We start from the raw sequence: 26,024 nt of genomic DNA, 5'->3' as shown, positions 1-26,024 counted from the left end.
TGTTGTTGCATGTTTGCCAAAGTAATAAAAATAAAAAGATCTACGATCTTAAAGTATCCTTATGCTTTTATGGCTGGTTTGTCCATTCTTCGAAAGCTTGATAGGCATTGCATAGCGAACAAAAAACTCGTGCGATCCTTTACTTTTTACGGTTATTTCCGATGTTGAAAGATCATAAGCATATCCTGCATCAATACCAAAGATGTTTATTCCGAGTAAAAACACCCATCCGTCATCTTTTCTCCACGAGACACCGCCATTGAACATTTTTTTATAGACCAGTCTTGCTGTTGCGTCGTATTGTACAACTGTATTATCGGCTTTTATCAATACCGAAGGTTGTAATTCGTACGATGACTTGCCCAGTCTCATGTTGTATCCTGCCGTAAAGTAATATGCACGGGCAATATATGTTGTAATATCATCACCTATGTCAAAATTAGGCTGGGTGATATGAGTGGATGATATCCCAATGTAATACTTCGGGGCTACCCACGCTATACCGATGTTACCGTCAAAAACTTTTGTCTGATCAGTTGCACCGATATCTTCAATATCTTCCTGCCCGGCTTTGTCTATTTGTGATGCATCAAATCCGATACTTGTAAATCCTAATTGTACGCCTACATTCAGGATATTCTTTTTCCAGCGTTTTTTATATACATATTGAGCGCCAATTGACGTATTCTTAAATAAACCAATCGACTCTGACATGGCCAATATACCGACTCCGTGCTTACGTCCCATAAAATTGACAGGCATATCTGCCGATACAATAAATGTTTTGGGAGCGTTATCTACTCCGACCCATTGCTGACGATGCAGCAAGGTTGCTTGTATAGAATCTTTTTCGGCACCAAAGGCAGGATTAAAGAAGGTTTTAACTTTCCAATATTGACTTACTTGTGCATCCCATTGAGCTTTTAGATCCAAAGAGAAGCAAAAACTAATAAGTAAAGCCAGTAAGTAGTAACCAAATTTCATCAATACCTTTTATAAATCAAATATTTAGCTCGGCAAAAGTACATTTAATATTTAGTACCCCCCAAAAATATGAATAAATCTTAATTCTTTTTCACAATATCTGTGTTAAATAATCAGATATGGTAAACGAATAATGGGTTTATAGCTCAGTTTACTCAGGATCTACCCAGTCGCCATGAGACTTTATTAGTTGAACTAACCTTTCGACAGCTTGCTCCGAAGGAATGTTTTTCTCGATAAGATCTTGTCTTTTGTACAATGAGATTTTACCTTTCTCGGCTCCTACATATCCGTAATCGGCATCAGCCATTTCGCCCGGTCCATTAACAATGCAACCCATTACACCTATTTTCAGATGTTTTAGGTGGGAGGTTGACTCTTTTACACGTGCAACAGTCGATTGAAGATCAAATAACGTACGTCCACAGCTGGGACACGAAATATATTCCGTTTTGGTTGTGCGGACTCTGGCAGCCTGTAAGATGCCAAATGAATAAGAATCAATATCTTTTTGAGGAATATTACCCTCGTTTTCGAGCATGATACCATTACCAAAGCCATCGAGAAGTATGGTTCCACAGTCAATAGCAGCTTTTATCTGTATGTCTTCTGCCTCGTTTTCAGTATACTTACGATTAAGGATAACGGGAGTTGCACAATCGTTATTCATTAACGTATGTATAAATGCACGTTGTTCTCCCACACCGTTTTTATGATTGGTTGAGATAATTACCACAATGCTTTTATCCGATTTTAAAAGAGAGATTACTTCATCCGACAGTTCAGGATAGCTTATTTGAAGAAACTTGACAGCAGCTTTATTTTCCTTTATTTTATCGAAATTGTTCTTATTGAATAGGGGATAGGTGTTTTTCTCCTCTTTCCAACCCTCAAAATCTATTATCGCAGAAATAGAGCGAGGAGCTTCGGCAGGTAAACTTTTACCTACATATATGTAATCGGGTAAGAAATGTACGTTAAATTCGAAATTACCATTCGATCTGTTCGATATAACAATCGGTAATTTATCTTCTCCTATATTCTCTATAGTATATGTTTTGCGTTTAACAGTTGAAAAAGGAGAGAAACTTGGGTTGAGAGTTGCTTTTATTTCGGGATGGTTTGCTCTTTCCAAAATGTAGTTTACCATCTTTTTTGCAACAGGAACCTCAAATTCGGGGTCTTCACTCAATGAAACACGTACAGTGTCACCAATTCCATCCGAAAGTAATGCTCCGATGCCGACTGCCGATTTGATACGTCCGTCTTCCCCGTCTCCGGCTTCGGTTACGCCTAAATGAAGAGGGAAAGACAAGCCTTCTTCTTCCATTTTCTGTACGAGCAACCGTACAGCTTTAGTCATAACAATGGTATTGGATGCCTTCATGGATATGGCTATATCCGTAAAATTCTGTTCTAGACAGACGCGAAGGAACTCCATACACGATTCTACCATTCCCTCAGGAGTATCTCCGTAACGGGTAAGGATACGATCCGACAATGATCCGTGATTCACCCCAATACGCACGGCTGTATTGTGTTCCTTACAGATGTTGAGGAACGAAGTTAGTTTAGTTCGTATTTTTTCTATTTCTATAGCATATTCTTCGTCAGTAAATTCTTTACCTTCAAATACCTTTGCCCCATCTACAAAGTTTCCCGGGTTGATACGTACCTTTTCTACGTATTTGGCTGCAGCTTCGGCAGCCCGTGGGTTGAAATGGATATCGGCAATAAGTGGGGTATTGTAACCTCTTTTGCGTAGTTCCTCTTTTATGTTTTTAAGATTTTCGGCTTCGCGCACACCTTGAGCCGTTAAGCGAACATAATCTGCACCGGCTTCAATGATACGGATTGTTTGTTCTACACTATTTTCGGTATCATTAGTGTTGGTGCTGGTCATCGATTGTATTCTGATCGGATTGTCACCACCAAGAGGGGTATTCCCTATTTTTGCGATAGACGAATTTCGTCTTTTATAATTGAAAAAATCCATTTGAAGTTTTAATTAGTTGAACTAAGGCCTAAGACCTGTTTATTGCTTTGATTATTATAAAACGAAAGCAAATTTTAATTATTCAAATATGACATTAAAAATTTTGCATTCCTTAAATCTTAACAAAGGTAGATATTTTTTGTTCTCTGTATTTTATATCCTATACTAAATAAATGATTCTCTTTTTCTAAAACAGTATTATATACTCTATTGTTGTATATTAAACGGATAAATATATGCAAAATTGATGCATATAGCATATTTATGAGTAGTAAACATATTTGTCGATTTTATTGTTCTTATTTACAGTGTATTATGTTTTGATATTATAATTAAAAAAGTTCTGTGGGTGATTGATTTTTAGATTTATGAATTTAAGTATATTTGTTTCGGATATTATTTTATTCTGACATTTAATAAAATAATAATAAGTATCAGACCTTTATTTTTTCAAGAATATGTATAAAAGATTTTCAATACGATATCGTGTATTTATTTTGATTGCGTTAATGATATTATCGACAGATTCTGCTTTACCGCAAAAAAAGAATAAAACCCCCAAAAAGCCGATCGAGATTGTTAAGATAGACACCATTCAGGTTGCAAAGTTATTTCCTAAAAAAGCACCTGTTGTTCCCTTCCATGATACTATATTTTACATATATGGGAGCATGGGGTCATTTACCTCGGAGCAAAGGGCAGATGCTATTAGTGAGCGCATAAGAAGTCTGTATGACGATCCTCTTTTTAATGAAGATTCCATAAAACTTATGGATATAGAGGATAATATCAAACTTGTTTATAAAAAAGAATTAATAGCTAGTATAGATACTATGCAGGCTGTATTGGGTGGAAAGTCGAAAGTCGAAACAGCAAAAATTTTCAAAGATGAGATTGTAAATGCAATAAACAAGCATCGTGATGAAAATAGTCTTAAGCGGCTTGCTATACAGGCGGGATGGGTAGCTTTGATATTAATTGCCGGTTTTCTAGTCTTTAGACTTATCTTCTTTTTATTTAGAAGAATTAAGATCTTTATAAGGCTTCAAAGAGGAAAGTGGATCAAAGGTATATTCGGGCTTATTGATGCAGACCGAGAGGTAAATCTTTTTATCTTTTTGCTTAAGTTTATTCGTTTTGTGTTGATAATAATGACCTTATATCTGTGTATATGGGCATTATTCAAAGTGTTTCCGAATACAATGAGTCTTTCAGACCAGCTACTGGAATATGTTCTTTCTCCTGTAAGATCGATAGCACGCAGTGTGATTAATTATATGCCGGAGTTTTTTACCATTTTGGTTATTATGGTAATTTTTATGTATATCCGCAAATTTTTCCGTTTTTTTGCTGACCAGATTGCGACAGGTAAGATTACCATTAAGGGATTTTATCCCGATTGGGCTACGCCTACCTATAATATCTTAAATGTGGTATTGTATATATTCATGTTTATATTGATCTTTCCGTATCTGCCTAAATCAAACTCGACTGTTTTTCAGGGAGTTTCGGTTTTTGCCGGTATCATGCTTTCGCTCGGTTCGACTTCAATAATAGGTAATCTTGTTGCCGGGCTGGTAATTACGTATATGCGTCCTTTTAGGATAGGTGACCGTATTAAGATGGATGATTGTGTGGGTAATGTTATTGAAAAAACGGCTCTAGTTACAAGAGTGAGAACGCTTAAAAATGAAATAATAACAATTCCCAACTCCAGTGTGATGAATTCTAAGACTCTTAACTATTCGGTTTCAGCCCGCGAGTACGGTCTTATTCTCTATATATCAGTTACAGTGGGATATGATGTGCCTTGGCAAAAGGTTCACGATTTATTATTGAAGGTAGCTTCGCGTACTGATAATTTATTAAAAAAGCAGAAGCCTTTTATTTTGCAGAATTCGTTAGATGATTTTGATGTCGAATACCAGCTGAATGTTTATACAAAAGAGGCAGATAAAATGACTACTATATATTCTGATTTACGAAAAAATGCACAGGAGGTTTTCAGGCAAGCCGGTGTTAATCTTCTATCACCTCGTTATGTTGTAAACACTAATTTTGAGGGAAGTGCTAATCCGAAAAATAATGATACAGAACCTGTATCACAAGAATTTAACGATCAGGAGGACGAATCTGAAACTACTTAAGTTTACTCATTGCGTCCTTAAAAAGGAACGTGTACTTTTCTGCTGATGCTTTGTCAAGATGCAGCCCGTCTGTTGTTGTGTAATCGTTACAGTCAGGCATATCTATATATTGATACTTATCGCGGGGAAATGTTTTGTAGAACTGATTTCGTATCGCTTCGGGCTTGCTTAGGCCGCATAGCTGATGCTGTATTGGCATTTCGAAAAATACCACGGTTACATGATTCTTCTCAAGAATATCAACATACTTCTTTAAATTCTGAGCATCTTTTTCCAGGTCTGCTGCATTGGGTATATGTGATTCTTCCTCCAATAATCGGGGTAAGATTTTAGTAACCATATCCACCTCTTCTAACCCTTCTTTTTCTCTTGAAATGATCTTTCCGGCTATAGTATGAACCGCTGTCTGTGCAAGGTATAATCCATAAGCTGTAACTTTCTCACCATAAGGTATGGCAATGAATCCCATAGGCTGTTTTCCATCACGTATAGATATAAAATACTTGCGGAGAAAAGTCATTATCGGATTATTTAACGATGTTGTAAAGTCTGTTGAAGCTTTTCTGTCGAGCTTATTCATTTCGATGAAAACCGTTTTGGGATATACTCCTTTTTTCGTTATTGTTTGCAATCCGTCAAAAGCCCCTAATCCTCCCATCGAGAGGTTATATATGTCAGGTAGATAACCAACTACAAGCCTGTCGGCCAATGAAGAGCCTACAATAATATGCTGAATAGAATCGGTATTGGAATACAAATACTCCTGAGCCTTTATTTGGTTGTCTTGCCATTGGTGTTCCGAAACAAATTTGTGAGGATCTACCACATAGGTGACTATGATCGTATATGTCATGAAGATAATAAAGAATGACAGTAAAGCCTTTTTTATCATAATCGGAATAATATATTAAGTAAGCAATAATATTTAATACTATATTTTAGTGGCATAAATATCCTGTCGGTATATTTTGTGCTTCCTAAAATTCAAAAAGGGACATGACCTTAAAACTGAAAATAAATAAATGAACCGCTGGTTCCGGCATTCGTTATAAGAAAGAACAACAGGATTCCGTAAAATATATATTCTTTCTTTTTAAATGCGTCCCAAAATTTTGTGCCTTTCGAAAGGTACAATAAATGGTAAACGATTACAGGAATAGAATACAAGAATATATACATATTGAGTTTTACATTACTCTGGAGAAATATATTATGTGCTATTGCCCGAAAATAGCCAAGTGTGTATTCAAACTTGGGTAATACAAATAATGGCCATGATAAGGTAAACATACCTACCACAATGAATATTTTGAACGGGTCGAAAAATCTAGGTAATCTGCGTTTCAGTTTGAAATTATCGTTTGCCAGACGTTCAATAGCAAGTAAACTTCCCTGAACGAATCCCCAAAGAGCGAATCCCCAACCTGCCCCATGCCATATACCTCCTAATGTCATAGTGAGCATTAAGTTGAAGTAAGTCATAAACTTACCTTTACGGCTTCCTCCGAGCGGTATGTATAAATATTGCATCAAAAACGTAGATAACGATATATGCCAGCGTCTCCAGAATTCTTTAAAAGAAGTCGAGATATATGGAAAGTCAAAGTTGGTTTGAAAATCGTAACCGAATAGTTTGGCAAGCCCTATTGCAATAAGTGAGTAGCCTGCAAAATCGGAGAAGATTTGCATAGTATATCCGAACAGAATTACCAGTAAGTCCATGGATGAATAGGCTTCAAAAAATGGATAGCTGATCCAGAATGTGAAATTTTTCAGATTATCCGCTACAACCATTTTTAAGAAATATCCTACAGTCAGGCTTTTAAAGGCACTTTCCCAGTTTATCTCTTTGAAATATTTATCCATTATTTGAGGATAAAAGTCATGAGCCTTCAATATAGGGCCGGCTATAAGGTGTGGGAAAAACGAAATGAAGAACAAGGTCCGTTGAGCGTGTTGTGCTAAAGAAACAGGAATAAAACTTTTAGCTTTCTCATTGGCTTCTTTATCCCTCCATACATCAATTAATAAACTGATCCCTTCAAAGGTAAAGAATGAGATACCTATAGGTAACGGTATCATTAAGAGAAAATGTCCTATTGAACCTTCCGGATTGAAAAAAGTAGCCGATATTAACGGGCTATATTTGAAGAAAGCCAGACCGATAACATTGAGGACAACGCCCGTTGTTGCCACAAGCTTTCTTTTTTTCGGGTCTCCATATACTACATAATAACTGGCAGCAATGTTAATTCCGGCAGAAAATAGGAGTAAGAGTGTAAACCAAGGTTGATCGTATGCATAAAAGATCAAACTGGCAATTACTAATATAGATACCTGATGCTTAGATACCTTAGGTAAATAATACAGGGTAAAAGTTATAATAAATAGAATGAGAAATGGAATACTTGTAAATAGCATTGAACTGATTGCTAATTAATTAAGATATAAGAGTGGTGCGAATGTTAATATTCGGGGGAGGAAATAATGTTAAAAGAAAAAAAAGTTACTGCCTAATTGCTTAGGAGTAACTTTTGTTCTTTTGGAAAAGAATTTACTTTCTGATTCCAAGCTCTTTGATGATAGCACGATATCTGTTGATATCTACTTCGATCAGGTAATCCAATAAACGACGACGTTTACCTACCAACATTTTAAGAGCACGTTCAGTGTTATAATCTTTGTGATTTGACTTTAAGTGACCAGTCAAATGCGAAATACGGTACGAAAACAATGCAATCTGCGCTTCAGGTGAGCCAGTATCAGTGTTAGACTTTCCGTATTTAGCGAAGATTTCTTCTTTCTTTTGCGAATCTAAATACATAATTCGTTTTTTATTTTGATTAAAAATTCGCTGCAAAGATAAGAGTTATTTTCTGACGAACAAATGTTTATGTTCTTTTTTAGTTCAGATGTAATCACAAACAGCTAGAGTCAAAATAAAAGAAGAATTAAATATCTTATATTTACAATCCACTAACAAAAAAATAAATTCACGATGGGAATGTACGAAATTGAAGGAGTTGTAATAGACTCTGTATCTTGTATAGACAATAATAAAGATTTGAAATTGCAGGATAAGCGTAATATTATACATAGTTTATATGAGTTTCAGAAAATGTTTGATACTGGTTATACATATTTTAGAGTATATGATATTTTAAAGAAATATCATTATTTGATAAGTATTCCGATAGATAAGCATCCTGATTATGAGGAATTAAAACCTAAGATAGAAGAGGCTAAAAGAAATAATGAAACATGGTTTTGGTTAGACAGCGAATCTTTAATTAAAGATATAGGAAAAGAGGATAACGGAAAACCTTTATTTCATATAGTGGCAGGTAGTTCGATTTGGGAAAAACTAGTAGATAGTGGTGTAATTGAAGGGGAAGAGAAGCAGGGGGTAACACAATTGCCTTGGCTGGATATGGTAGATATTGTAGTATGTTCGGCAAAAGAGCAAAAGAATACTGACCTTAGTGCACAATGGTATGATACAATGATTTATTTAGTGAGTCCCGATTTAGGATACTGTGATGAGCCTACGGAAACAGATTTATTGAAGATTGAACAAATCCGTGAAAATATATTGTTTGATGAAACTGTATACCCTTTGATAGAAAAGCAATATGCATTTTCTCGGGGAGCACTGGATTTTCTTAAACAAGATACTCAAGCATCAATTCAACTTTGGATAAAACCATATATATATTGGCTCGAAAATCACTAAAGGAATAAGGATTGATCCCAATCCTTCGCCAAACTCAAAAACGTTTTTTTTGAATAAATTATACTAAAGATATGCTACAGGCAGAGTGTTAAGATACTTTGTCTGTTTTGTGTGTTTGGTGGAAGGATATATAATTATTTAAAATACAAGATATTTTTATTGCTTAAAATTGTAAAGTCCATGTTACAATTTACTATATTTGTGTTAATAAAAAAACTAAATAAAAAGATTGCCGTTATAACACTTAAAATGAAGTTAAAGACGATCTTGTAAAATAATAAATAGCAGATTATGGATCTTATTAATGAAATTATTGCCAGAGCCAAAGCAAACAAACAACGTATTGTATTGCCCGAAGGAACAGAAGAAAGAACAATAAAAGCAGCAGACCAATTGCTTGCTGATGGAGTTGCAGAGATTATTCTGATAGGAAATCCTACCGAAATTAAAAATCTGGCAGAAAAATTTAATTTAAGCCATATTGATAAGGCACATATTGTTGATCCGAAAAATAATGCTAAAAAACAAGTATATGCCGATTTGCTTTTCGAATTGCGTAAAGCAAAAGGTATGACACCCGAACAAGCTGTAACATTGGCAGAAGACCCTTTGTATCTGGCTTGCTTGATGATTAAAAACGGAGATGCTGACGGCGAAATTGCCGGAGCTCAAAATACAACCGGAAATGTCTTGCGTCCTGCTCTGCAAATCATAAAAACAGCACCCGGAATTAGTGTAGTTTCAGGAGCATTTATGATGTTTGTGGAAAACAATCAATATGTACCTAATGGAGTACTCGTATTTGCAGACTGTGCAGTAACACCTAATCCTACAGCACCTCAATTGGCAGAAATAGCAATTGCTTCTGCACACACGGCAAGAGCATTGGTTGGCGAAGAGCCTAAAGTTGCCATGCTAAGTTTCTCTACAAAAGGAAGTGCTAAAGATCCGATGGTAGACAAAGTGGTTGAAGCTACGGCTTTGGCGAAGAAATTAGACCCGACCGTAGAAATTGACGGAGAGTTGCAAGCCGATGCGGCGTTGGTTCCATCCGTAGGAAACAGTAAAGCACCCGGAAGTTCGGTTGCCGGTAAAGCCAATGTGCTTGTATTCCCTACATTAGAAGTAGGTAATATCAGTTATAAATTAGTACAACGCTTGGCGGGTGCCGAAGCAGTAGGTCCAGTTCTTCAAGGTATGGCTGCTCCGGTTAACGATTTGTCGAGAGGTTGTTCTGTAGACGATATATATAAAATGGTAGCTGTAACTGCTAATCAGGCAATAGCTGCAAAAAAGAAATAAGGTCTCAGACCTTTTTTATTGCTTTGGAAAGGTGTTATAATTCAAAGCTTATTATCACTTAATAATCTAATCTGACACTAAATTTATTGAAGTTTAAATAATATAAATATGGCTGAAATAGTAGAACCGATAGAAGGTTACGGATTAAGTAAAAAAGATCAGGAGAGAGCATTGTTCTCGAAAATAGGTGTTGTCGGCTGCGGGCGTGATGGACGCAGTATTGTTAATCTGACAGCACAATCGGGTATGGAGGTAGTATTTATCGAAATATCGGAAGATAAAATACAAGATGCTCTGAAAGAAATTGAGCAGAGTTTAGATACAAAAATAGAAAACTGGGGGTTGACTCAAGGCGAAAAACGGGGTACGATGGGACGTATTACGGGATCCTTGGATTATTCGGACCTTAGAGATTGTGATTTCGTAATAGAATGTATTCGTTACGAAGCCAATGGAGCACGCAGTACATCGTTACGTAAAGAGGTATTCAAAAAATTAGAAGAGGTTTTATCTCCCGATGCTATTATTGCAACCAATGCAACAACGGTAATTATAAGTGAACTTTCGGCAGACCTCAAGTATAAAGAGCGCTGCGTGAGCTTGCATTTTCCTATCCCTCACAGTGATGCAAAACTACTCGAAATAGTAAAAGGAACATTTACGTCTCCCGAAGTAGTCGAAAAAATAATCCGTTTCTCTAACCTTATTAAGCACCTTCCGATAGAAGTTCGCGAAAGTAGCGGCTTGGTGAGTATGCGTCTGATGACAGTTATGTTAAATGAAGCATGTCATATATTAATGGAGAACTTGACTTCGATGGAAGATATCGATAAAGAATTCACCGTGATTTATGGACAACGTTATGGCATATTTGAATTAGCAGATCTTTTGGGTATTGAGAAAATTGTTATGCTGATGGAAGACATGTTCAATGAATATGGAGACCGTAAGTACAAAGCATCACCCATTTTGTGGAGACTGTATCACTCAAAACAATACGGAGTGCAAACAGGAAGAGGTTTCTACATCTATGATGAAGCCGGAAAACGTGTGACACCTAACAATTTAATATAAGGTCTCAAACCTTTTTATTGCTTAGGCAGGTATGGCGGCAATAAATTGGTTATAGCTATGAAGTATAGCGATAAATAGTTGAAATTACCTAAGTAAAAGATCATGAAAATATTAGTATTGAACTGCGGAAGTTCGTCCATAAAATATAAGCTTTTCGATATGGAAAGCAAAGATGTGGTTGCTCAGGGAGCCATCGAAAAAATAGGATTAAAAGGTTCTTTTCTCAAATTTCCTTTCAAAAACGATAAAGTTATTCTCGAAGGTGAAATTCTAGAACACAAATCGGGTATAGAATATATATTAGGTGTTCTGACCAGCGAGAAGTATGGTTGTATAAAATCTCTTAGTGAGATTGATGCTGTAGGGCATCGTGTAGTGCATGGTGGTGAAAAGTTCAACAAGAGTGTGCTTATCACTGACGATGTGATGGCAAAGGTTGTAGAATGTATCGATATTGCACCGCTTCACAATCCACCTAATTTGGCAGGTATTAATGCCGTTAAAGATCTGATGGGCGATATTCCTCAGGTGGCAGTATTCGATACGGCATTCCATCAAACTATGCCTTCGAAAGCATATATGTATGGTGTGCCTTATTCATTATACGAAAAATATGCGATACGCCGTTACGGATTTCATGGAACAAGCCACAGATATGTAACCCGTCGTGCCTGCGAATTCTTAGGAGTGCCTTATGAGAGTCAAAAAATAGTATCGGCACATATCGGCAACGGAGGTTCTTTGGCTGCCGTAGCAGATGGTAAATCGGTTGACACAAGCATGGGTATGACTCCTGTTGAAGGTTTGTTGATGGGAACCCGTTCGGGTGATGTTGATGCAGGCGTTTTGTCTTTCATCATGGAAAAAGAAAATGTAGGGCCTCAAACCATGTCTACTATCGTTAATAAATTTAGTGGTTTGTTAGGTATTTCGGGATTGTCATCAGACATGAGAGATATACGTGCAGGTGTCGATAAAGGAGATATGAGAGCCGAACTGGCATTCGATATGTTTACTTACCGTATCAAGAAATATGTAGGTGCTTATGCAGCTGCTTTAGGAGGTATGGATGTTCTTATCTTTACAGGAGGTATCGGTGAGAATCATTCTATAACAAGAGAAGTAGTTTGTAAGGACTTGGAATTTATGGGCGTGAAACTTGATTTGGATAAAAATAACGAAATTCATGGAGATGAGGCTGTAATAAGTACTCCCGATTCGAAAGTGAAGATCGTAGTAATTCCGACCGATGAAGAGTTCATGATCGCTTCCGATACAATGGAAATAGTAAGTGTTTAATTTAGCATATGCTTTCAGTCGAAAAAATAGGTGCCAGTTATTCTTTTAGTTGTTACCTACCAAAGCAATAAACAGGTCTGAGACCTTAAAACAAGCCGCAATTAACTATTTAATTGCGGCTTGTTTGCATAAGATGATGTAAAATATGTAATTTTACATTCTAATTTATGATGTTAGAAGCAATGAAAAAAGATCAAAATAAATCATTTGCCCTTCCTGCCGAATGGCATCCGCAAAGTGCTATTCAATTGACATGGCCTCACTATGGTACGGATTGGGATTATATGCTTGAAGAGATAACTACGTGCTATATCAATCTTGCACGCATAATTCTTCAATACCAAAAATTGATCATTGTTTGTCGCGATGATGCAGCTGTTAAGCTGATGCTGAATGTAGATGAAAACCTGCTTAAAAATCTTATTTTGGTAGAGTTGCCTACTAATGATACTTGGGCACGAGACCATGCCGGAATTTCGGTTTTTGATGAAGGCAATAAGAAATACATATTGGATTTTACATTTAATGGCTGGGGACTTAAGTTCCCATCTAATTATGATAATCAGATAAACAGAGGACTATTTGCTTCTAAGGTTTTTCAATCGGATGTACAATATGTAAATAAGAAAGACTTTGTTCTTGAAGGAGGAGCATTAGAGTCGGACGGAAAAGGTACGTTGCTTACCACTTCCGAATGTTTATTGTCTCCTAACCGGAATTCAGCTCTTACAAAATCGGAAATAGAAAACTATCTGATAGATGTTTTTGGTTTAAAAAAGGTTTTATGGTTAGAACACGGTTACTTGGCCGGTGATGATACGGATAGCCATATCGATACATTGGCCCGTTTATGTGATGAGCATACTATTGCTTATGTAAAGTGTGAAGATCAGGCTGATGAGCATTATGATGCTCTTTTACAAATGGAGAAACAAATTAAAAAATTTCGTGATTTCGAAGGTAATCCTTATAAACTTATCAAACTGCCTATGGCGGATAAGGTTATAGTAGATGGTCAACGTCTTCCTGCGACCTATGCCAATTTTTTAATAATGAATGAGATTGTTCTCCTTCCATTCTACAATACTCCAAAAGATTTAGTGGCTCAGGAGCAGTTGCAGAAAGCTTTTCCCACACGAAAAGTAATTGGTATAGATTGTTCTGCTATAATTAAACAACATGGATCGTTGCATTGTATTACCATGCAGTATCCCGAAGGATTTCTTTAATCTTTTAATATTTAGAAAAATGAAAATAGGAATAGTACAGCAATCAAATACTTCGGATATAGAAGTTAATATAAATAAATTAAAAACGAATATCAGAGACCTTGCTTCTCAAGGAGCAGATCTTGTGGTATTACAGGAATTACACAATTCACTTTATTTCTGCCAAACAGAGAATACGGATGTTTTTGATCTGGCTGAATCAATCCCTGGAAAATCGACTGATCAGTTTGGTTTGTTAGCTAAGGAACTGGGCGTTGTAATTGTACTTTCTTTATTTGAGAAAAGAGCTCCAGGCTTGTATCATAATACGGCAGTTGTTCTCGAAAAGGATGGTTCTATAGCCGGCAAATACCGCAAAATGCATATTCCGGATGATCCTGCATATTACGAAAAATTTTACTTTACTCCGGGGGACCTTGGTTTTCAGCCGATTGAAACATCTTTAGGTAAGCTGGGTATTCTTGTTTGTTGGGATCAGTGGTACCCAGAAGCTGCACGTCTTATGGCTCTGGCCGGAGCTGACATTCTTATATATCCCACAGCTATCGGTTGGGAATCAACTGATTCGGATGATGAAAAGACCAGACAAAGAGATGCATGGACTATTTCTCAACGAGGGCATGCTGTCGCAAACGGATTACACGTAATTTCGGTTAACAGGGTTGGATATGAACCTGATCCATCGAATCAAACTAATGGTATTCAGTTTTGGGGAAGCAGTTTTGTTGCCGGACCTCAAGGTGAGATTCTTTGGCGAGGCTCGGATGACAAGGAGGAAAATCAATTGGTTGAAATTGATATTAAAAGATCCGAGGATGTTCGCCGTATCTGGCCGTTCTTTAGAGACCGTCGCATAGATGCCTTTTCGGAGATCACGAAAAGATTTATTGATTAAAAATTGAGATTTAGTACAATAATTATAAAATCTTTGCGTTCTTCTTTTTGCAGAGGTTAATATAATGTCATGGAAGAAATAAAACTATATAATGTACTGATCATAGGAATTGCATGTGTAATTTCAATAATTATTGAAATGATGCTTTTACCTAGAGTCATTTATATTGCTAAGAAAAAACGATTATTTGATCTACCCGATAAAAGGAAAAAACACAGTTGCCCTATACCTCGTTTAGGTGGAATTACGTTTACACCGGTAATTCTTTTAGTTGCTTTATTTTCTCTCTTTTTAAGATTCAGATTTCAAATTTGGGATGAGGAACTATTCTTTTATAGAATACCCGAAATCTTACTTTTGGTATGTGGATTATTAGTCATATACTTATTAGGAGCGAAGGATGATTTGGTTGGTGTAGGTTTCAAAAAGAAATTTGTAATACAATTTTTCGCCTCACTCTGCATCGTAGGTAGTGGTGTATACATCGATAACCTGTACGGCCTATTGGGAATACACGAGATTCCTGTTGTAATAGGAGTCTTGTTAAGTATTGGTCTGATTATGTTTACAACCAATGCTATAAACCTTATTGATGGAGCTGATGGTTTGGCCTCGGGTATAAGTCTTGTAGCTTTAATGATGTATGGTATCTTATTTGGGCTTTATGGAATGTGGACATATGCGGGAATTGCATTTATAATGATAGGCTTGCTTATGCCTTTTTTTTACTATAATTTCTTTCACCCCACACGCAAAATATTCATGGGAGATACAGGGTCATTAACTCTAGGTTATATGTTGGCTTTCATGATGTTGCGGTTAGTTAAATACCCTCCAAGTGTAGAGGTTGTTCCGAGTGGCTTGTTACTATTGGTCTTAGTTGCCTTATTTATACCTTTATTTGATGCATTAAAGGTGATGTGTGTTCGCATATCTATGGGGAAAGCTCCTTTTTCTCCTGATAGAAATCACATACACCATAAACTGATAGATCTCGGTCTTTCTAAAAAAAGAACCGTATTTGCTGTTGTGGTAACAGGGGTTGCTCTTATTGTGAGTAATTGGATTTTACTTCATTATTTCAATTGTAATATTGTCCTAATAGTTGATTTGGGCATGGGGGTGCTTATAAATATGTTTATATATAGACGTACAAGGCAAATTCAAATATCTAAACCTTCTGTAGTAGAGAAGAAAAAGATCGAAATTGAAAGAGAACAAATCCTTGAAGAATCGGATCTTCGCTAAATCGCTACTCCTATCGTAAATACACTTATCCTTGCCTCAGGGCACGATAGAATGAGTTTTGCACATACTTCGATAGTAGAGCCTGTTGTGATTACATCATCAATAAGTAAAATGTGTTTGCCCTGAAAGAGGTTTTTGTCGCTTATATCAAAAATACCTGTTGTATTTTTCCAGCGTTCGAACCTCGAGTTTTTTGTTTGAGACGGATTGTGTATAATCCGAATAAGATTGTCTTCACTTACCTCAAAACCTGTTTTGCCTGATATTCCTCTGGCAATCATCAAAGCCTGATTATAACCTCTCTGTTTTAATCTTTTCTTGTGTAAAGGTATAGGAACAATGTAGTCAATCTCTCCGCAAAACCCACTTTTAAGGATTTCTTTTCCGCAAATCCCACCCATATAAAAGGCAAATTGAGGATTGCTCTTGTATTTGATTTCGTGTATAATTTTTTGAATACTTCCTCCTTTTACGAAGTAGGCAAAGGAAGCTATACGTTCGAAGGGAAAGCGTCCTGCAAAAAATACTTCAAGTTTATTACCCCGAGTGCTAAGATGGTTTGTTTTGGGGAGTTTGTGTAAACAGTTTAGACAGATAGATTTTTCATTCTCGATGAGTCTGTCTTCGCAACAAACACATAATCGGGGGAAAAACAGTTCAAGGAAATGATTCAAAATAGTCTTCGCCATTGGTATCCAATATTTTTGAGAGGCATTTCTTTATCTGATCCAGTGAATATCCTCTTCCCATTCCAAAGCGGACTAATTTAGTCCACCTCTCATAGTCATTGGAAGCTTTCACGCTTTTTGCCTTGTTTGCCAGTATTTTCATCAGGGGTGTTTCAAAATCGGAACTCTCTATTTCTTCGAAACAAGAATTGATTATGGATTCCGAAATACGTTTTTTCTTCAATTCAAAGACAATCTTTACTTTTCCCCATTTGTTGAATTGTATTTTATCCTTTATAAAACTTCTGCAATAACGCTCTTCATTCAGGAAATTCTCTTTTTTCAGGCGGGTGATGATTCGTTGAGAGCTTTCCCCGTCCAATTCCCATCCTAGCAGTTTCTTGCGCACATCAGACTCGGCCCTTTCTGCTTTGGAGCAGTAAGCGGCAATCTTCGGCAAAGCTTGGGTTTCGGAATATTTCATCTTTTGTAGTATTCGGCTCTTACCATGCGGTCGTTTCCTGAGATATCTTTGATCAATCGGATTTCTGAGAAGTTTTTGTTTTCGAGCATTTTTATGGTTTCCTGTCCTTTAGCTCTGTTGATCTCGAAATATAACTTTCCTCCGTTTGTCAATAATTGAATGGCTACATCGGCAATTCGATTGTAGAATAGAAGTGGATCGTTATCTGCAACAAAAAGGGCGGTATGAGGTTCATAATCCAATACATTGGCGTGCATATCCGTTTTTTCGGAATCCAAAACATAGGGAGGATTACTAACAATGATATCGAAATGCTGATCAGTCGGATAATCAGAGAGTATATCTACCTGATTGAATGTTACATTCACAGAATTGCTTTTGCGGTTAAGTGTGGCAACGGCTAAGGCTTTTTCTGATATATCCCAGCCTTTTACAGAGGCTTTCGGGAGGTGTTTTTGTAAAGAGATGGCAATGCATCCACTGCCTGTTCCAATGTCTAATATGTGAGGTTGGGTTCCCTTATTTTCATTTAAAATGAGTTCTACTAATTCTTCGGTTTCGGGTCTTGGAATAAGTACATCTTGATTAACCGTAAATGGTAATCCGTAAAACTCGGTTTCTCCTAATATGTATTGTATAGGTTCGAATCTTTGAAGACGTTCTACAATCTTGTCTATTTTTAGAACCTCTTCTGACGTTATTTTCGTATTTTTGTCAGATAAAAGTGCCGGCATAGAAGATTTAGTGACGTGTTCGATCAATAATCTAACAAGTCCCGATATTTCATTGTCTGGATAAAATCCGGATAATGATTTTCGGATATTTTGGAGTATATCTTGCATATCGGCAAAATTAAATAAATTAGAGGAAAGGACAAGTTTACTTTGAATCTTTCTTCCGGAAGGTATAGAAACAGGAATAAAATGCTAACAGACGAAAAATATATGCAACGTTGTTTGCAGTTGGCTTCCAACGGAAAAGGTCATGTTGCGCCCAATCCTATGGTGGGAGCTGTAGTGGTACACGATGGTAAAATAATAGGAGAGGGCTATCATCGTCAGTATGGGAAAGCTCATGCTGAGGTGAATGCAATAAACAGTGTTTCAGATAAAAATCTGTTGAAGGAATCAACCATTTACGTTTCTTTAGAACCCTGCTCTCATTACGGAAAAACACCTCCCTGCTCGCAATTAATTATTGATATGCAGATTCCCCGGGTTGTGATTGCCACTCTCGACCCCTACCATAAAGTATCGGGGCGTGGAGTGAAAATGTTACAGGAAGCCGGAATTGAAGTTGTTATAGGGGTGCTGGAAAAGGAAGCAAGGTTTCAAAACAAGGAGTTCTTTGTTTCGCAAACTCAAAACAGACCTTATATATACCTTAAATGGGCACAAACAAGCGATGGCTTTATTGATAAAAAAAGAAAGGAAGGAGAGCCTATAGAACCTACTCCTATTTCTAATAATTTAACGAAGACATTGGTTCATAAATTAAGGTCAGAGGTTTCGGCTATTATGATTGCAACCAATACGGCAGTAAACGATAATCCGTCACTTACTACCCGTTTATGGTTTGGTAAAAATCCCCATCGGATAATTCTCGATAGAAACAGGCGAATCCCTGAGAACTATCACCTTTTTGACAACAGTGTAAACACAATACTGTTTACCGAAAAAGTCGAGAGCAAAATCGTAAACGATAAAACCAATTTTATTCCTCTTAAGTTTGATGAACATTTGATTCCTTCAGTTTTAAAAGAGTTAAATAAAAGAAAGATAAATTCGTTACTTGTTGAGGGTGGAGCAACTCTTTTACAGAGTTTTATTGACCTCGGAGCTTGGGACGAAGCCTACATAGAAATAGCCGACAGACGCTTTGTAGAGGGAACAAAAGCCCCCAACATACGGGGTGAAGTTGTTGATGATCGAAAAATCATTGACTCACAAGCCATACATTTGGTAAACACTCAGAATTATAAAATATTATAAATATTAGGTTTCTTCGGGTTTTAGTGGAAAATCTTTCTATTTTTGCACACTGATACTGTATAAAACCGTATAAACAAAATGAATATAAAGTATATAACTTACCTGTTATCGGGTTTACTTCTTTTTCTCTTATTTCCATCTTGCAGTGATAATGACACTACTACTAACTATAATTCGTCATCAAAGGATGCTCAAATCTATTCGTTTGGAATTAGTGCCATAGCCCCAATAAGTAAAGACTCGGTGAAGAGAGCGCAGGATTCTATTCGATTTATACAGGTAAACAAGACTAAATTTGCCATTGATCAGGTAGCCGGAGTTATTTATAACCCGGATTCTTTGCCTTTTGGCACAGTGTTAGATACGGTTAAAGTGGCAATAACCTTTAATCCAAGTTCATCACCAAGTCAGGTATTGATCACAACGCCGGATTCTATTAATGGTTATACCTGGAATTTGACGGATTCTGTCAGTTTCGGAAAACTACCTGTAAAGTTCACGGTAACATCACAGGGAGGAACTCTTAAATCTTATAATATTGATATCCGCACTCACAAAATAGATCCCGACACGATGCTCTGGAAGCAAATGACTTCTTATCCAAGCACGTTTGGTGAATCTAAAACGATATTAAAGAGCAGTGTATTTTATACTTATGGTCTCAATGGAAGTACACCTCTTTTATATACAGCCGATAAGGGCGCTGTCAATTGGGTTAAACAAACATTATCAGGTTTTCCTGCTGCGGTAAAAGCCGAGAGTATATTCTTAAGGAATGATGTTTTCTATGCTTTAGATAAAACAGGCAATTCATACTCGTCAGTAAATGGTAAGGATTGGACTAAATTAACGAACGGCAAAACAGTAATGTCTATTTTAGGTGTTCTGCCTGCAGCCAATAGCGCTGATGATCAGTTATTGGTTACGTACAATAATGGTGGTAAATACTATTTTGGAAAAACTAAGGACTTAGTTACTATCACAGAGGTTTCAACTATAAGTGTTTCACCTACAGATAACCAGGTTCCCTCGAATTTTCCTTTGCAGAAAGCGGCATCTTTTACAAGCGTAAGCACTAATAAGAATAAAAGAATGCTTATTTTAACCGGAGGAGTCAATACCGCAGGATCAGAATTGAGCTATACATGGCTTATAAAAGATTCGGATGACGGGTTAGAGATGTCTCCATTTATAAAAAATACACTTTTTAAAGGAGCCGGGCTTTCTAATTTTGTATATGGCGATAAGTTATATGCTTTAAGCAATAATCGATTCTACATCTCAGCTTTATGGGGAGAGTCATGGATTGTAGCACCCAATAAGCAAAAATTAGACCCTAAGATTTCGGCAAGAACAGGGCAAACAGCAATTGTTGATGACAGTAACTATATCTGGATATTCGGAGGAGTGTCCGGTGGTAAAGGCGTGAGTGATGTATGGAAAGGACGTTTAAACAGCCTTATCCCCTAATCGCTTTGACAGTAACACATCAGTAATTTAACTGTTTAAAGTGCTTCGGTGTTGTATTAAATCGAAAATAAAAAGGTTTTAGACCTTATTTGCAGAACAAAAATATTTTGATGACAAAAAACAAACATGAAAATAGTAACAAGATATATGTTCTCCTGTTAATTTTCATGGGGTTGATTTCTTCTGTAAATATATCTGCTCAAGAGTATGAGTATGAAATAGGAGGAATGACAGGTATCTCGACCTATATGGGAGATGCTAATAAAAACAACCCGTTTATGAGTCCTAATTTTGCAATGGGGGCAGTATTAAGATACAATCGCAACTTCAGATGGGCTTATAAGGCCAATTTTGTAGTTGGAGGAGTTTCGGGCGATACACGTAAATCGGGAAATGTTTTTCCTAATGGACAAAATACTTCGTTCAGCAGAACGTTTTATGAAGTAGGAGGGCAGGTTGAATATAACTTCTTCCATTATAGCGATAAGTATCAGTATCTGGGAACGAGGCGATTTTCACCTTATATCTTTACCGGATTGGGAATGACAATCGGTTCCGGCGAAGAAACATTTATGGGAATGAATTTACCCTTAGGAATCGGATTAAAATATAAATGGAAAGACCGTTTGAATCTGGGTTTTGAGTTTTCGTTCAGAAAGCTTTTTGGAGATTCGTTCGACGTAACCAAGAAAACAGGAGGCTTGTCATTGGACGATCCTTATAAAATAGAAAGTAGTTTTTTCAAGAATAAAGATTGGTATCTTTTGACTATGTTTTCTGTTACCTGGGATTTTGGAGTACGTAGTAAATCATGTGTAGATAGTCTTTATTGAGTACCTTAGGTTCTAATGAATACTTACGAAAGCAATAAAAAGGTCTTGGACCTTAATTCATATATAAAAGACAAAATAGATGTCGCTTTTAGAAAAAATAAATAAAGATCAGTTACCAAACCATGTTGCTATTATAATGGATGGCAATGGTCGTTGGGCGAAGCAACGCAATCTTGACAGGACATTTGGGCATAGAGAAGGTGCCGTGTCTGTGCGTAATGTAATAGAAACTGCAGCAAGACTGGGTATTTCTTATATAACATTATATACTTTTTCGACGGAAAACTGGAACAGACCTGCTGAAGAAGTTGAGGCTCTGATGTCTTTATTGATTGAATCTGTAGCAAGAGAAACTCCCGATCTTCTTAAAAATAACATAAGACTTAAGGCGATAGGCGATTTGGACCGTTTGCCGGCACCTACTCGTGCGGCACTTGACGGATGTATTCAGGAAACCTCTGTGAGTACAGGCCTTACGTTGGTTTTGGCTTTAAGCTATTCGGCACGATGGGAAATAACAGAAGCAACTAAAAAGATTGCCGCTGCTATAAACTCTGGTGAATTGACTAACGTTGATGAGTCTACGGTAAGTGATTTTTTGACAACAAAAGGTATACCCGACCCCGATTTATTGATTCGTACAGGGGGCGAAATCCGCATAAGTAACTTTCTTTTATGGCAGGCTGCTTATGCAGAATTCCATTTTACAGAAACGTTATGGCCTGACTTCCGTGAGGAATCTTTGTATGAAGCTGTAGTTGATTATCAATGCCGCGAGAGACGTTTTGGAAAGACAAGCGAACAAATCAACCGTTAATCGAATTAAACAAAAAAAGAATATGCTCAAAAGAGGTTTATTTGCTTTATTATTATCATCTTTTATATTTAAGATTGACGCACAAGTTCAAGCGACGGATAGTGTGGCGGTGAAAGCGGTGAATGAAGCAATAGCGAATTCAACTAGTTCTGTTGATAATGGTCCACTTCCTGTTATAACCTATACTCTTACTCCTAAAAAGTATGAGATTGCCGATATAACAGTAACGGGCGTGAAAAATTCGATGTACGAAGATTTTGTTCTGATTGGGTTTTCAGGTTTATCCGTAGGAGATAAGATTGAGATACCCGGTACGGAAGTAACAAATGCTGTAAGACGTTTCTGGAAACAGGGACTTTTTTCTGATATAAAAATTACTGCGACTAAGATATCAGGCGATAAAATTTGGCTGAATATCGATTTAAAAGATCGTCCCCGTATTTCCGATATATCCTATGAAGGGGTAAAGAAAGGAGAAAGAGAAGATCTTGAAAGCAAAATCGGTATGGTAAAGGGTAATCAGATTACCCCTAATATGGTTGACAGAGCAAAAAGTATCATAAAAAAATATTTTGATGACAAAGGTTTTAATAATGCTGTAGTTACTGTTACTCAGAATCCCGATTTATCAAAAGAAAATCAGATAATTCTTAATATAGCAATAGACAAGAAAGAAAAGATTAAAGTATATGACATCAGTATCGAAGGTAACGAAGAAGTTTCTGATGATGCTTTAGAGAAAGCAATGAAGAAAACAAGACATAAACATACTATGTCTGCCAAAGTTCGTAACTTCCTTCGTTCTACAAACTATGTTCCCGAAAGCTATGAGCTGGATAAAGAGAATTTAATTGCAAAATATAACGAATTAGGATATCGTGATGCACGAATCTTATGGGATACAGTATATAAATACAATGATAAGAAAGTAAAAATAGATATTAAGTTAGACGAAGGTCAACAATATTTTATACGTCGTATCAACTGGGTGGGTAACACTGAATACTCTACAGATCAATTGAACAATGTGTTGAATATGAGAGCCGGCGATATTTATAACCAGAAGAAACTATCAGCTCGTTTAACAGGAGATGAAGATGCCGTAGGTAATTACTACTATTACAATAATGGTTATATATTTTATCAGGCAGACCCTGTAGAAGTAAATATCGACAGAGACTCGGTTGACTTGGAAATACGTATCGTGGAAGGTCCTAAGGCTACAATTCGAAAAGTAATGATTTCGGGTAATGATCGTCTGTATGAAGATATTGTCAGACGCGAACTTAGAACCAAACCGGGAGCACTATTTAGTCGTGATGACCTGATGCGTTCGTTACGTGAAATCTCTCAAATGGGACACTTCGATCCGGAGAAAATGCAACCCGATATTCAGCCAGATCCTGAATCAGGAACTGTAGATATAGGATATCCATTGGTGTCTAAAGCAAATGATCAGGTTGAGTTCTCTGCAGGATGGGGACAAACAGGTATATTGGGTCGTTTAAGTTTGAAGTTTACTAACTTCTCATTGAAAAACTTATTAAATCCGGGATCATATAAAGGAATTATACCACAAGGTGAGGGACAAACTTTACAATTGAGTGGACAAACGAATGGTAAATACTACCAATCGTATTCAATATCGTTTACAGATCCTTGGTTTGGAGGAAAACGTCCTAACTTCTTATCTGTAGGAGCATACTATTCTATCCAGACAGGTGTAAACAGTAGCTTCTTTAACAATAGCTATTTGAATAACTTCTATAATAATCAGTATAGTTCGGGTTTTCAAGAATCATATCTGAATAACTCTCTGGATCCTGATAAATCGATCAAAACCTTTGGTGTATCGGTTGGATATGGAAAGCGTTTGAATTGGCCGGATGACTACTTCCAATTAGAAGGAGGTTTATCGTACCAATTATATAGCATGAAAAACTGGGATTATTTCTTGGTTCGTAACGGACAAAGTCATAACATCAGTGCTTCTGTAACCTTGTCTCGTAACTCTATCGATAATCCGATTTATACTCGTAGAGGTACTCAGTTTTCATTGAGCGTACAAGCAACACCTCCTTATTCAGCATGGAATGGAGTTGATTACAGTAACCCCGATTTAGATGCAGGAGAGAAATACAGATGGGTAGAATATCACAAATGGAAATTTAAATCTAAAACATTTACGTCACTGATGCCTTCTATACAGAAGACTCCTGTATTGATGACACGTGCCGAATATGGTTTAGTCGGCTATTATAACAAACACAAGAAATCGCCTTTCGAAACATTCTATATGGGGGGAGACGGTATGTCGGGAGCTTCTTCCGGATATGCAACCGAAATCGTAGGATTACGTGGATATGAAAACGGATCTATCGGATATTATGCAAGTGCATATACTCGTTTAGCTTTGGAGCTTCGTTATCCACTGATACTTGAGCCTTCATCAACAATCTATATATTATCGTTTGTAGAGGCAGGTAATGCTTGGAGCGATATTAAAGATCTTAATCCATTTGACTTAAAACGTTCTGCCGGATTTGGTGCACGTATTATGTTGCCTATGATCGGACTTATTGGTATTGACTGGGCTTATGGATTCGATAAAGTAAACGGTAGCCGCCAATATGGAGGTAGCCAATTCCACTTTATTATCGGTCAAGAGTTTTAATAAATGTTGATTTTAACACTATTTACTAGTTATAGAGTAAACTAATTGGCGAAATAGTTGTCTATTTATATATAAGATATAAACATCAGTCATTATGAACAAGCTTATTCTATTCTTTGGATTATTCCTTGCCTTTACAGCAAGCGGTTATTCTCAGAAGTTCGCATTGATTGATATGGAATATATTTTAAAAAATATAAGCAGTTACGAAACAGCCAATCAACAGTTGGAAGCTATATCAAAGAAATGGCAAACAGAAGTAGAAACTTCTCAACAGGAAGTTCAAAACATGTATAAAACTTATCAATCTGAAATTGTATTCCTATCAGCAGATCAAAAAACAAAAAGAGAAGCGGAAATCGTTGAGAAAGAAAAAGCAGTACAAGAATTGAAACGTAAATATTTTGGACCCGAAGGTGAAGTTTTTAAAAGACGCGAAGCCTTGATTAAGCCTATACAAGATGATATTTATAATGCTGTTAAAGAAATTTCGGATACTAAAGGATACCAATTAGTATTAGACAGAGCATCAGCGAGTAGTGTGATTTTTGCATCTCCTCGTATTGATATCAGTAATGAAGTATTATCGAAGCTCGGATATTCAAAATAAATTATATACATTTGCGATCAAAGAATTAAAAAAAACAATAAAAACAAAGAAACCAAAGCATTATGTTTAAAAAACTATTTATCCTTTTTCTTATTGTTGCTCCGATAGGAGTATACGCACAAGATAAACTAGCCTATATCAATACTCAGGAAGTATTCACTCAAATGCCTGAAATTAAGGATGTAGAAACTAAATTAGCTACAAAGCAAGAAGAAATTAAAAAGAATTTGGCTGCAATACAAGCTGAGTACGACAAAAAAATGGAAGAATTTAAAGCTTCTACAGCTGAGCCAACTGAAGCTGTATTGACAGACCGTCAAAAACAAGTACAACAAATTCAAGAAAGATATGAAACTTATCTTGAAAACAGCGATAAAGAATTCCAAGATTTGCGTCAACAACTATTAGCTCCACTACAACAAAAAATGCAAGCTGCAATTAAATCTGTAGGTGATAAAAATGGTTATACTTATATTATCGAAGTAGGAGCAATTCCTTACGTTTCGACAAGTGCGGTAGATGCAGGTAAATTAGTGAAAGCTGAATTAGGCATCAAATAATTTAGATACT

General features: G+C 36.6%; 23 protein-coding genes. 15 read left to right on the top strand and 8 right to left on the bottom strand.

What is annotated here, in order from left to right; genetic code table 11:
* Positions 1–48: 48 nt before the first annotated feature.
* Positions 49–984 (bottom strand): type IX secretion system membrane protein PorP/SprF, encoded by a 936-nt coding sequence (locus G7051_RS06895; protein ID WP_166199168.1) that lies wholly within the window; start codon positions 982–984, stop codon positions 49–51.
* A gap of 151 nt (positions 985–1,135) precedes the next feature.
* Complete coding sequence (locus G7051_RS06890; RefSeq protein ID WP_166199167.1) at positions 1,136–2,980, bottom strand: 4-hydroxy-3-methylbut-2-en-1-yl diphosphate synthase; 1,845 nt, start codon at positions 2,978–2,980, stop codon at positions 1,136–1,138.
* 509 nt (positions 2,981–3,489) lie between these two features.
* Between G7051_RS06890 and G7051_RS06885 the strand changes: the two genes are divergently transcribed.
* Positions 3,490–5,127 carry a mechanosensitive ion channel family protein gene (locus G7051_RS06885; protein WP_221412927.1) on the top strand — a complete coding sequence of 546 codons (1,638 nt, stop codon included), beginning with the start codon at positions 3,490–3,492 and terminating at the stop codon, positions 5,125–5,127.
* On the opposite strand, the gene G7051_RS06880 is transcribed toward G7051_RS06885, so the two are convergent.
* From G7051_RS06880 to rpsO, 3 genes are all read right to left on the bottom strand, one after another.
* Positions 5,120–6,019 (bottom strand): hypothetical protein, encoded by a 900-nt coding sequence (locus G7051_RS06880; RefSeq protein WP_166199165.1) that lies wholly within the window; start codon positions 6,017–6,019, stop codon positions 5,120–5,122. The genes G7051_RS06885 and G7051_RS06880 overlap by 8 nt on opposite strands.
* 110 nt (positions 6,020–6,129) lie before the next feature.
* The gene (locus tag G7051_RS06875; protein ID WP_166199164.1) at positions 6,130–7,548 is read right to left on the bottom strand and encodes an MBOAT family protein; all 1,419 of its coding nucleotides are present in this window, start codon (positions 7,546–7,548) and stop codon (positions 6,130–6,132) included.
* 133 nt (positions 7,549–7,681) lie between these two features.
* Positions 7,682–7,951, bottom strand: coding sequence for a 30S ribosomal protein S15 (gene rpsO, locus G7051_RS06870; RefSeq protein WP_050709170.1), 270 nt, complete (start codon positions 7,949–7,951; stop codon positions 7,682–7,684).
* A 174-nt stretch (positions 7,952–8,125) separates the two neighbouring features.
* Here rpsO and G7051_RS06865 point away from each other — a divergent pair, with 174 nt between their 5' ends.
* From G7051_RS06865 to G7051_RS06835, 7 genes are all read left to right on the top strand, one after another.
* Complete coding sequence (locus G7051_RS06865) at positions 8,126–8,860, top strand: hypothetical protein (RefSeq protein WP_166199163.1); 735 nt, start codon at positions 8,126–8,128, stop codon at positions 8,858–8,860.
* Between the two features lie 291 nt (positions 8,861–9,151).
* Complete coding sequence (gene pta / locus G7051_RS06860) at positions 9,152–10,162, top strand: phosphate acetyltransferase (protein WP_166199162.1); 1,011 nt, start codon at positions 9,152–9,154, stop codon at positions 10,160–10,162.
* 108 nt (positions 10,163–10,270) lie between these two features.
* Positions 10,271–11,236 (top strand): 3-hydroxyacyl-CoA dehydrogenase family protein, encoded by a 966-nt coding sequence (locus G7051_RS06855; RefSeq protein ID WP_166199161.1) that lies wholly within the window; start codon positions 10,271–10,273, stop codon positions 11,234–11,236.
* Positions 11,237–11,338: 102 nt separating this feature from the next.
* Positions 11,339–12,535: an acetate kinase gene (locus G7051_RS06850; RefSeq protein WP_166199160.1), complete on the top strand. Its 1,197-nt coding sequence runs from the start codon at positions 11,339–11,341 to the stop codon at positions 12,533–12,535.
* A gap of 167 nt (positions 12,536–12,702) precedes the next feature.
* On the top strand, positions 12,703–13,764 hold the full coding sequence (locus G7051_RS06845; RefSeq protein ID WP_255493343.1) for an agmatine deiminase family protein: 1,062 nt from the start codon (positions 12,703–12,705) through the stop codon (positions 13,762–13,764).
* Positions 13,765–13,783: 19 nt separating this feature from the next.
* Complete coding sequence (locus G7051_RS06840) at positions 13,784–14,659, top strand: carbon-nitrogen hydrolase (RefSeq protein ID WP_166199159.1); 876 nt, start codon at positions 13,784–13,786, stop codon at positions 14,657–14,659.
* A 69-nt stretch (positions 14,660–14,728) separates the two neighbouring features.
* The gene (locus G7051_RS06835) at positions 14,729–15,907 is read left to right on the top strand and encodes an MraY family glycosyltransferase (protein WP_166199158.1); all 1,179 of its coding nucleotides are present in this window, start codon (positions 14,729–14,731) and stop codon (positions 15,905–15,907) included.
* On the opposite strand, the gene G7051_RS06830 is transcribed toward G7051_RS06835, so the two are convergent.
* Genes G7051_RS06830 through prmC form a run of 3 tightly spaced genes read right to left on the bottom strand, consistent with a single transcriptional unit; the run spans position 15,904 to position 17,901 of the window.
* Positions 15,904–16,596: a ComF family protein gene (locus G7051_RS06830; protein WP_166199157.1), complete on the bottom strand. Its 693-nt coding sequence runs from the start codon at positions 16,594–16,596 to the stop codon at positions 15,904–15,906. The two genes, G7051_RS06835 and G7051_RS06830, sit on opposite strands and share 4 nt — an antisense overlap.
* A complete protein-coding gene (locus tag G7051_RS06825; RefSeq protein WP_166199156.1) occupies positions 16,565–17,059 on the bottom strand; it encodes a regulatory protein RecX in 495 nt (164 codons plus the stop codon). Before G7051_RS06825 ends, G7051_RS06830 begins: the two co-directional genes overlap by 32 nt.
* On the bottom strand, positions 17,056–17,901 hold the full coding sequence (gene prmC / locus G7051_RS06820; protein WP_166199155.1) for a peptide chain release factor N(5)-glutamine methyltransferase: 846 nt from the start codon (positions 17,899–17,901) through the stop codon (positions 17,056–17,058). The genes G7051_RS06825 and prmC overlap by 4 nt, the downstream gene beginning before the upstream one ends.
* Positions 17,902–17,982: 81 nt before the next feature.
* On the opposite strand from prmC, the gene ribD reads away from it, so the two are divergent.
* The 7 genes from ribD to G7051_RS06785 all read left to right on the top strand — a co-directional run bounded on the left by ribD (position 17,983) and on the right by G7051_RS06785 (position 26,014).
* Positions 17,983–19,050, top strand: a complete 1,068-nt coding sequence (gene ribD, locus G7051_RS06815; protein ID WP_166199154.1) for a bifunctional diaminohydroxyphosphoribosylaminopyrimidine deaminase/5-amino-6-(5-phosphoribosylamino)uracil reductase RibD — start codon at positions 17,983–17,985, stop codon at positions 19,048–19,050.
* Between the two features lie 78 nt (positions 19,051–19,128).
* Positions 19,129–20,520: a DUF6242 domain-containing protein gene (locus G7051_RS06810; protein ID WP_166199153.1), complete on the top strand. Its 1,392-nt coding sequence runs from the start codon at positions 19,129–19,131 to the stop codon at positions 20,518–20,520.
* A 110-nt stretch (positions 20,521–20,630) separates the two neighbouring features.
* Positions 20,631–21,353, top strand: coding sequence for a DUF6089 family protein (locus G7051_RS06805; RefSeq protein ID WP_166199152.1), 723 nt, complete (start codon positions 20,631–20,633; stop codon positions 21,351–21,353).
* Positions 21,354–21,432: 79 nt separating this feature from the next.
* A complete protein-coding gene (locus tag G7051_RS06800; RefSeq protein ID WP_166112882.1) occupies positions 21,433–22,170 on the top strand; it encodes an isoprenyl transferase in 738 nt (245 codons plus the stop codon).
* Positions 22,171–22,192: 22 nt separating this feature from the next.
* Positions 22,193–24,844 carry an outer membrane protein assembly factor gene (locus tag G7051_RS06795; RefSeq protein WP_166112879.1) on the top strand — a complete coding sequence of 884 codons (2,652 nt, stop codon included), beginning with the start codon at positions 22,193–22,195 and terminating at the stop codon, positions 24,842–24,844.
* A gap of 94 nt (positions 24,845–24,938) precedes the next feature.
* On the top strand, positions 24,939–25,454 hold the full coding sequence (locus G7051_RS06790; protein ID WP_166199151.1) for an OmpH family outer membrane protein: 516 nt from the start codon (positions 24,939–24,941) through the stop codon (positions 25,452–25,454).
* A gap of 62 nt (positions 25,455–25,516) precedes the next feature.
* Positions 25,517–26,014 (top strand): OmpH family outer membrane protein, encoded by a 498-nt coding sequence (locus tag G7051_RS06785; RefSeq protein WP_166112873.1) that lies wholly within the window; start codon positions 25,517–25,519, stop codon positions 26,012–26,014.
* The last annotated feature ends 10 nt before the right edge of the window (positions 26,015–26,024 follow it).

The sequence above is a fragment of the Dysgonomonas sp. HDW5B genome (assembly GCF_011299335.1).
Lineage (GTDB): Bacteria > Bacteroidota > Bacteroidia > Bacteroidales > Dysgonomonadaceae > Dysgonomonas_A.
This window is presented reverse-complemented; position numbering and strand designations above follow the sequence as displayed.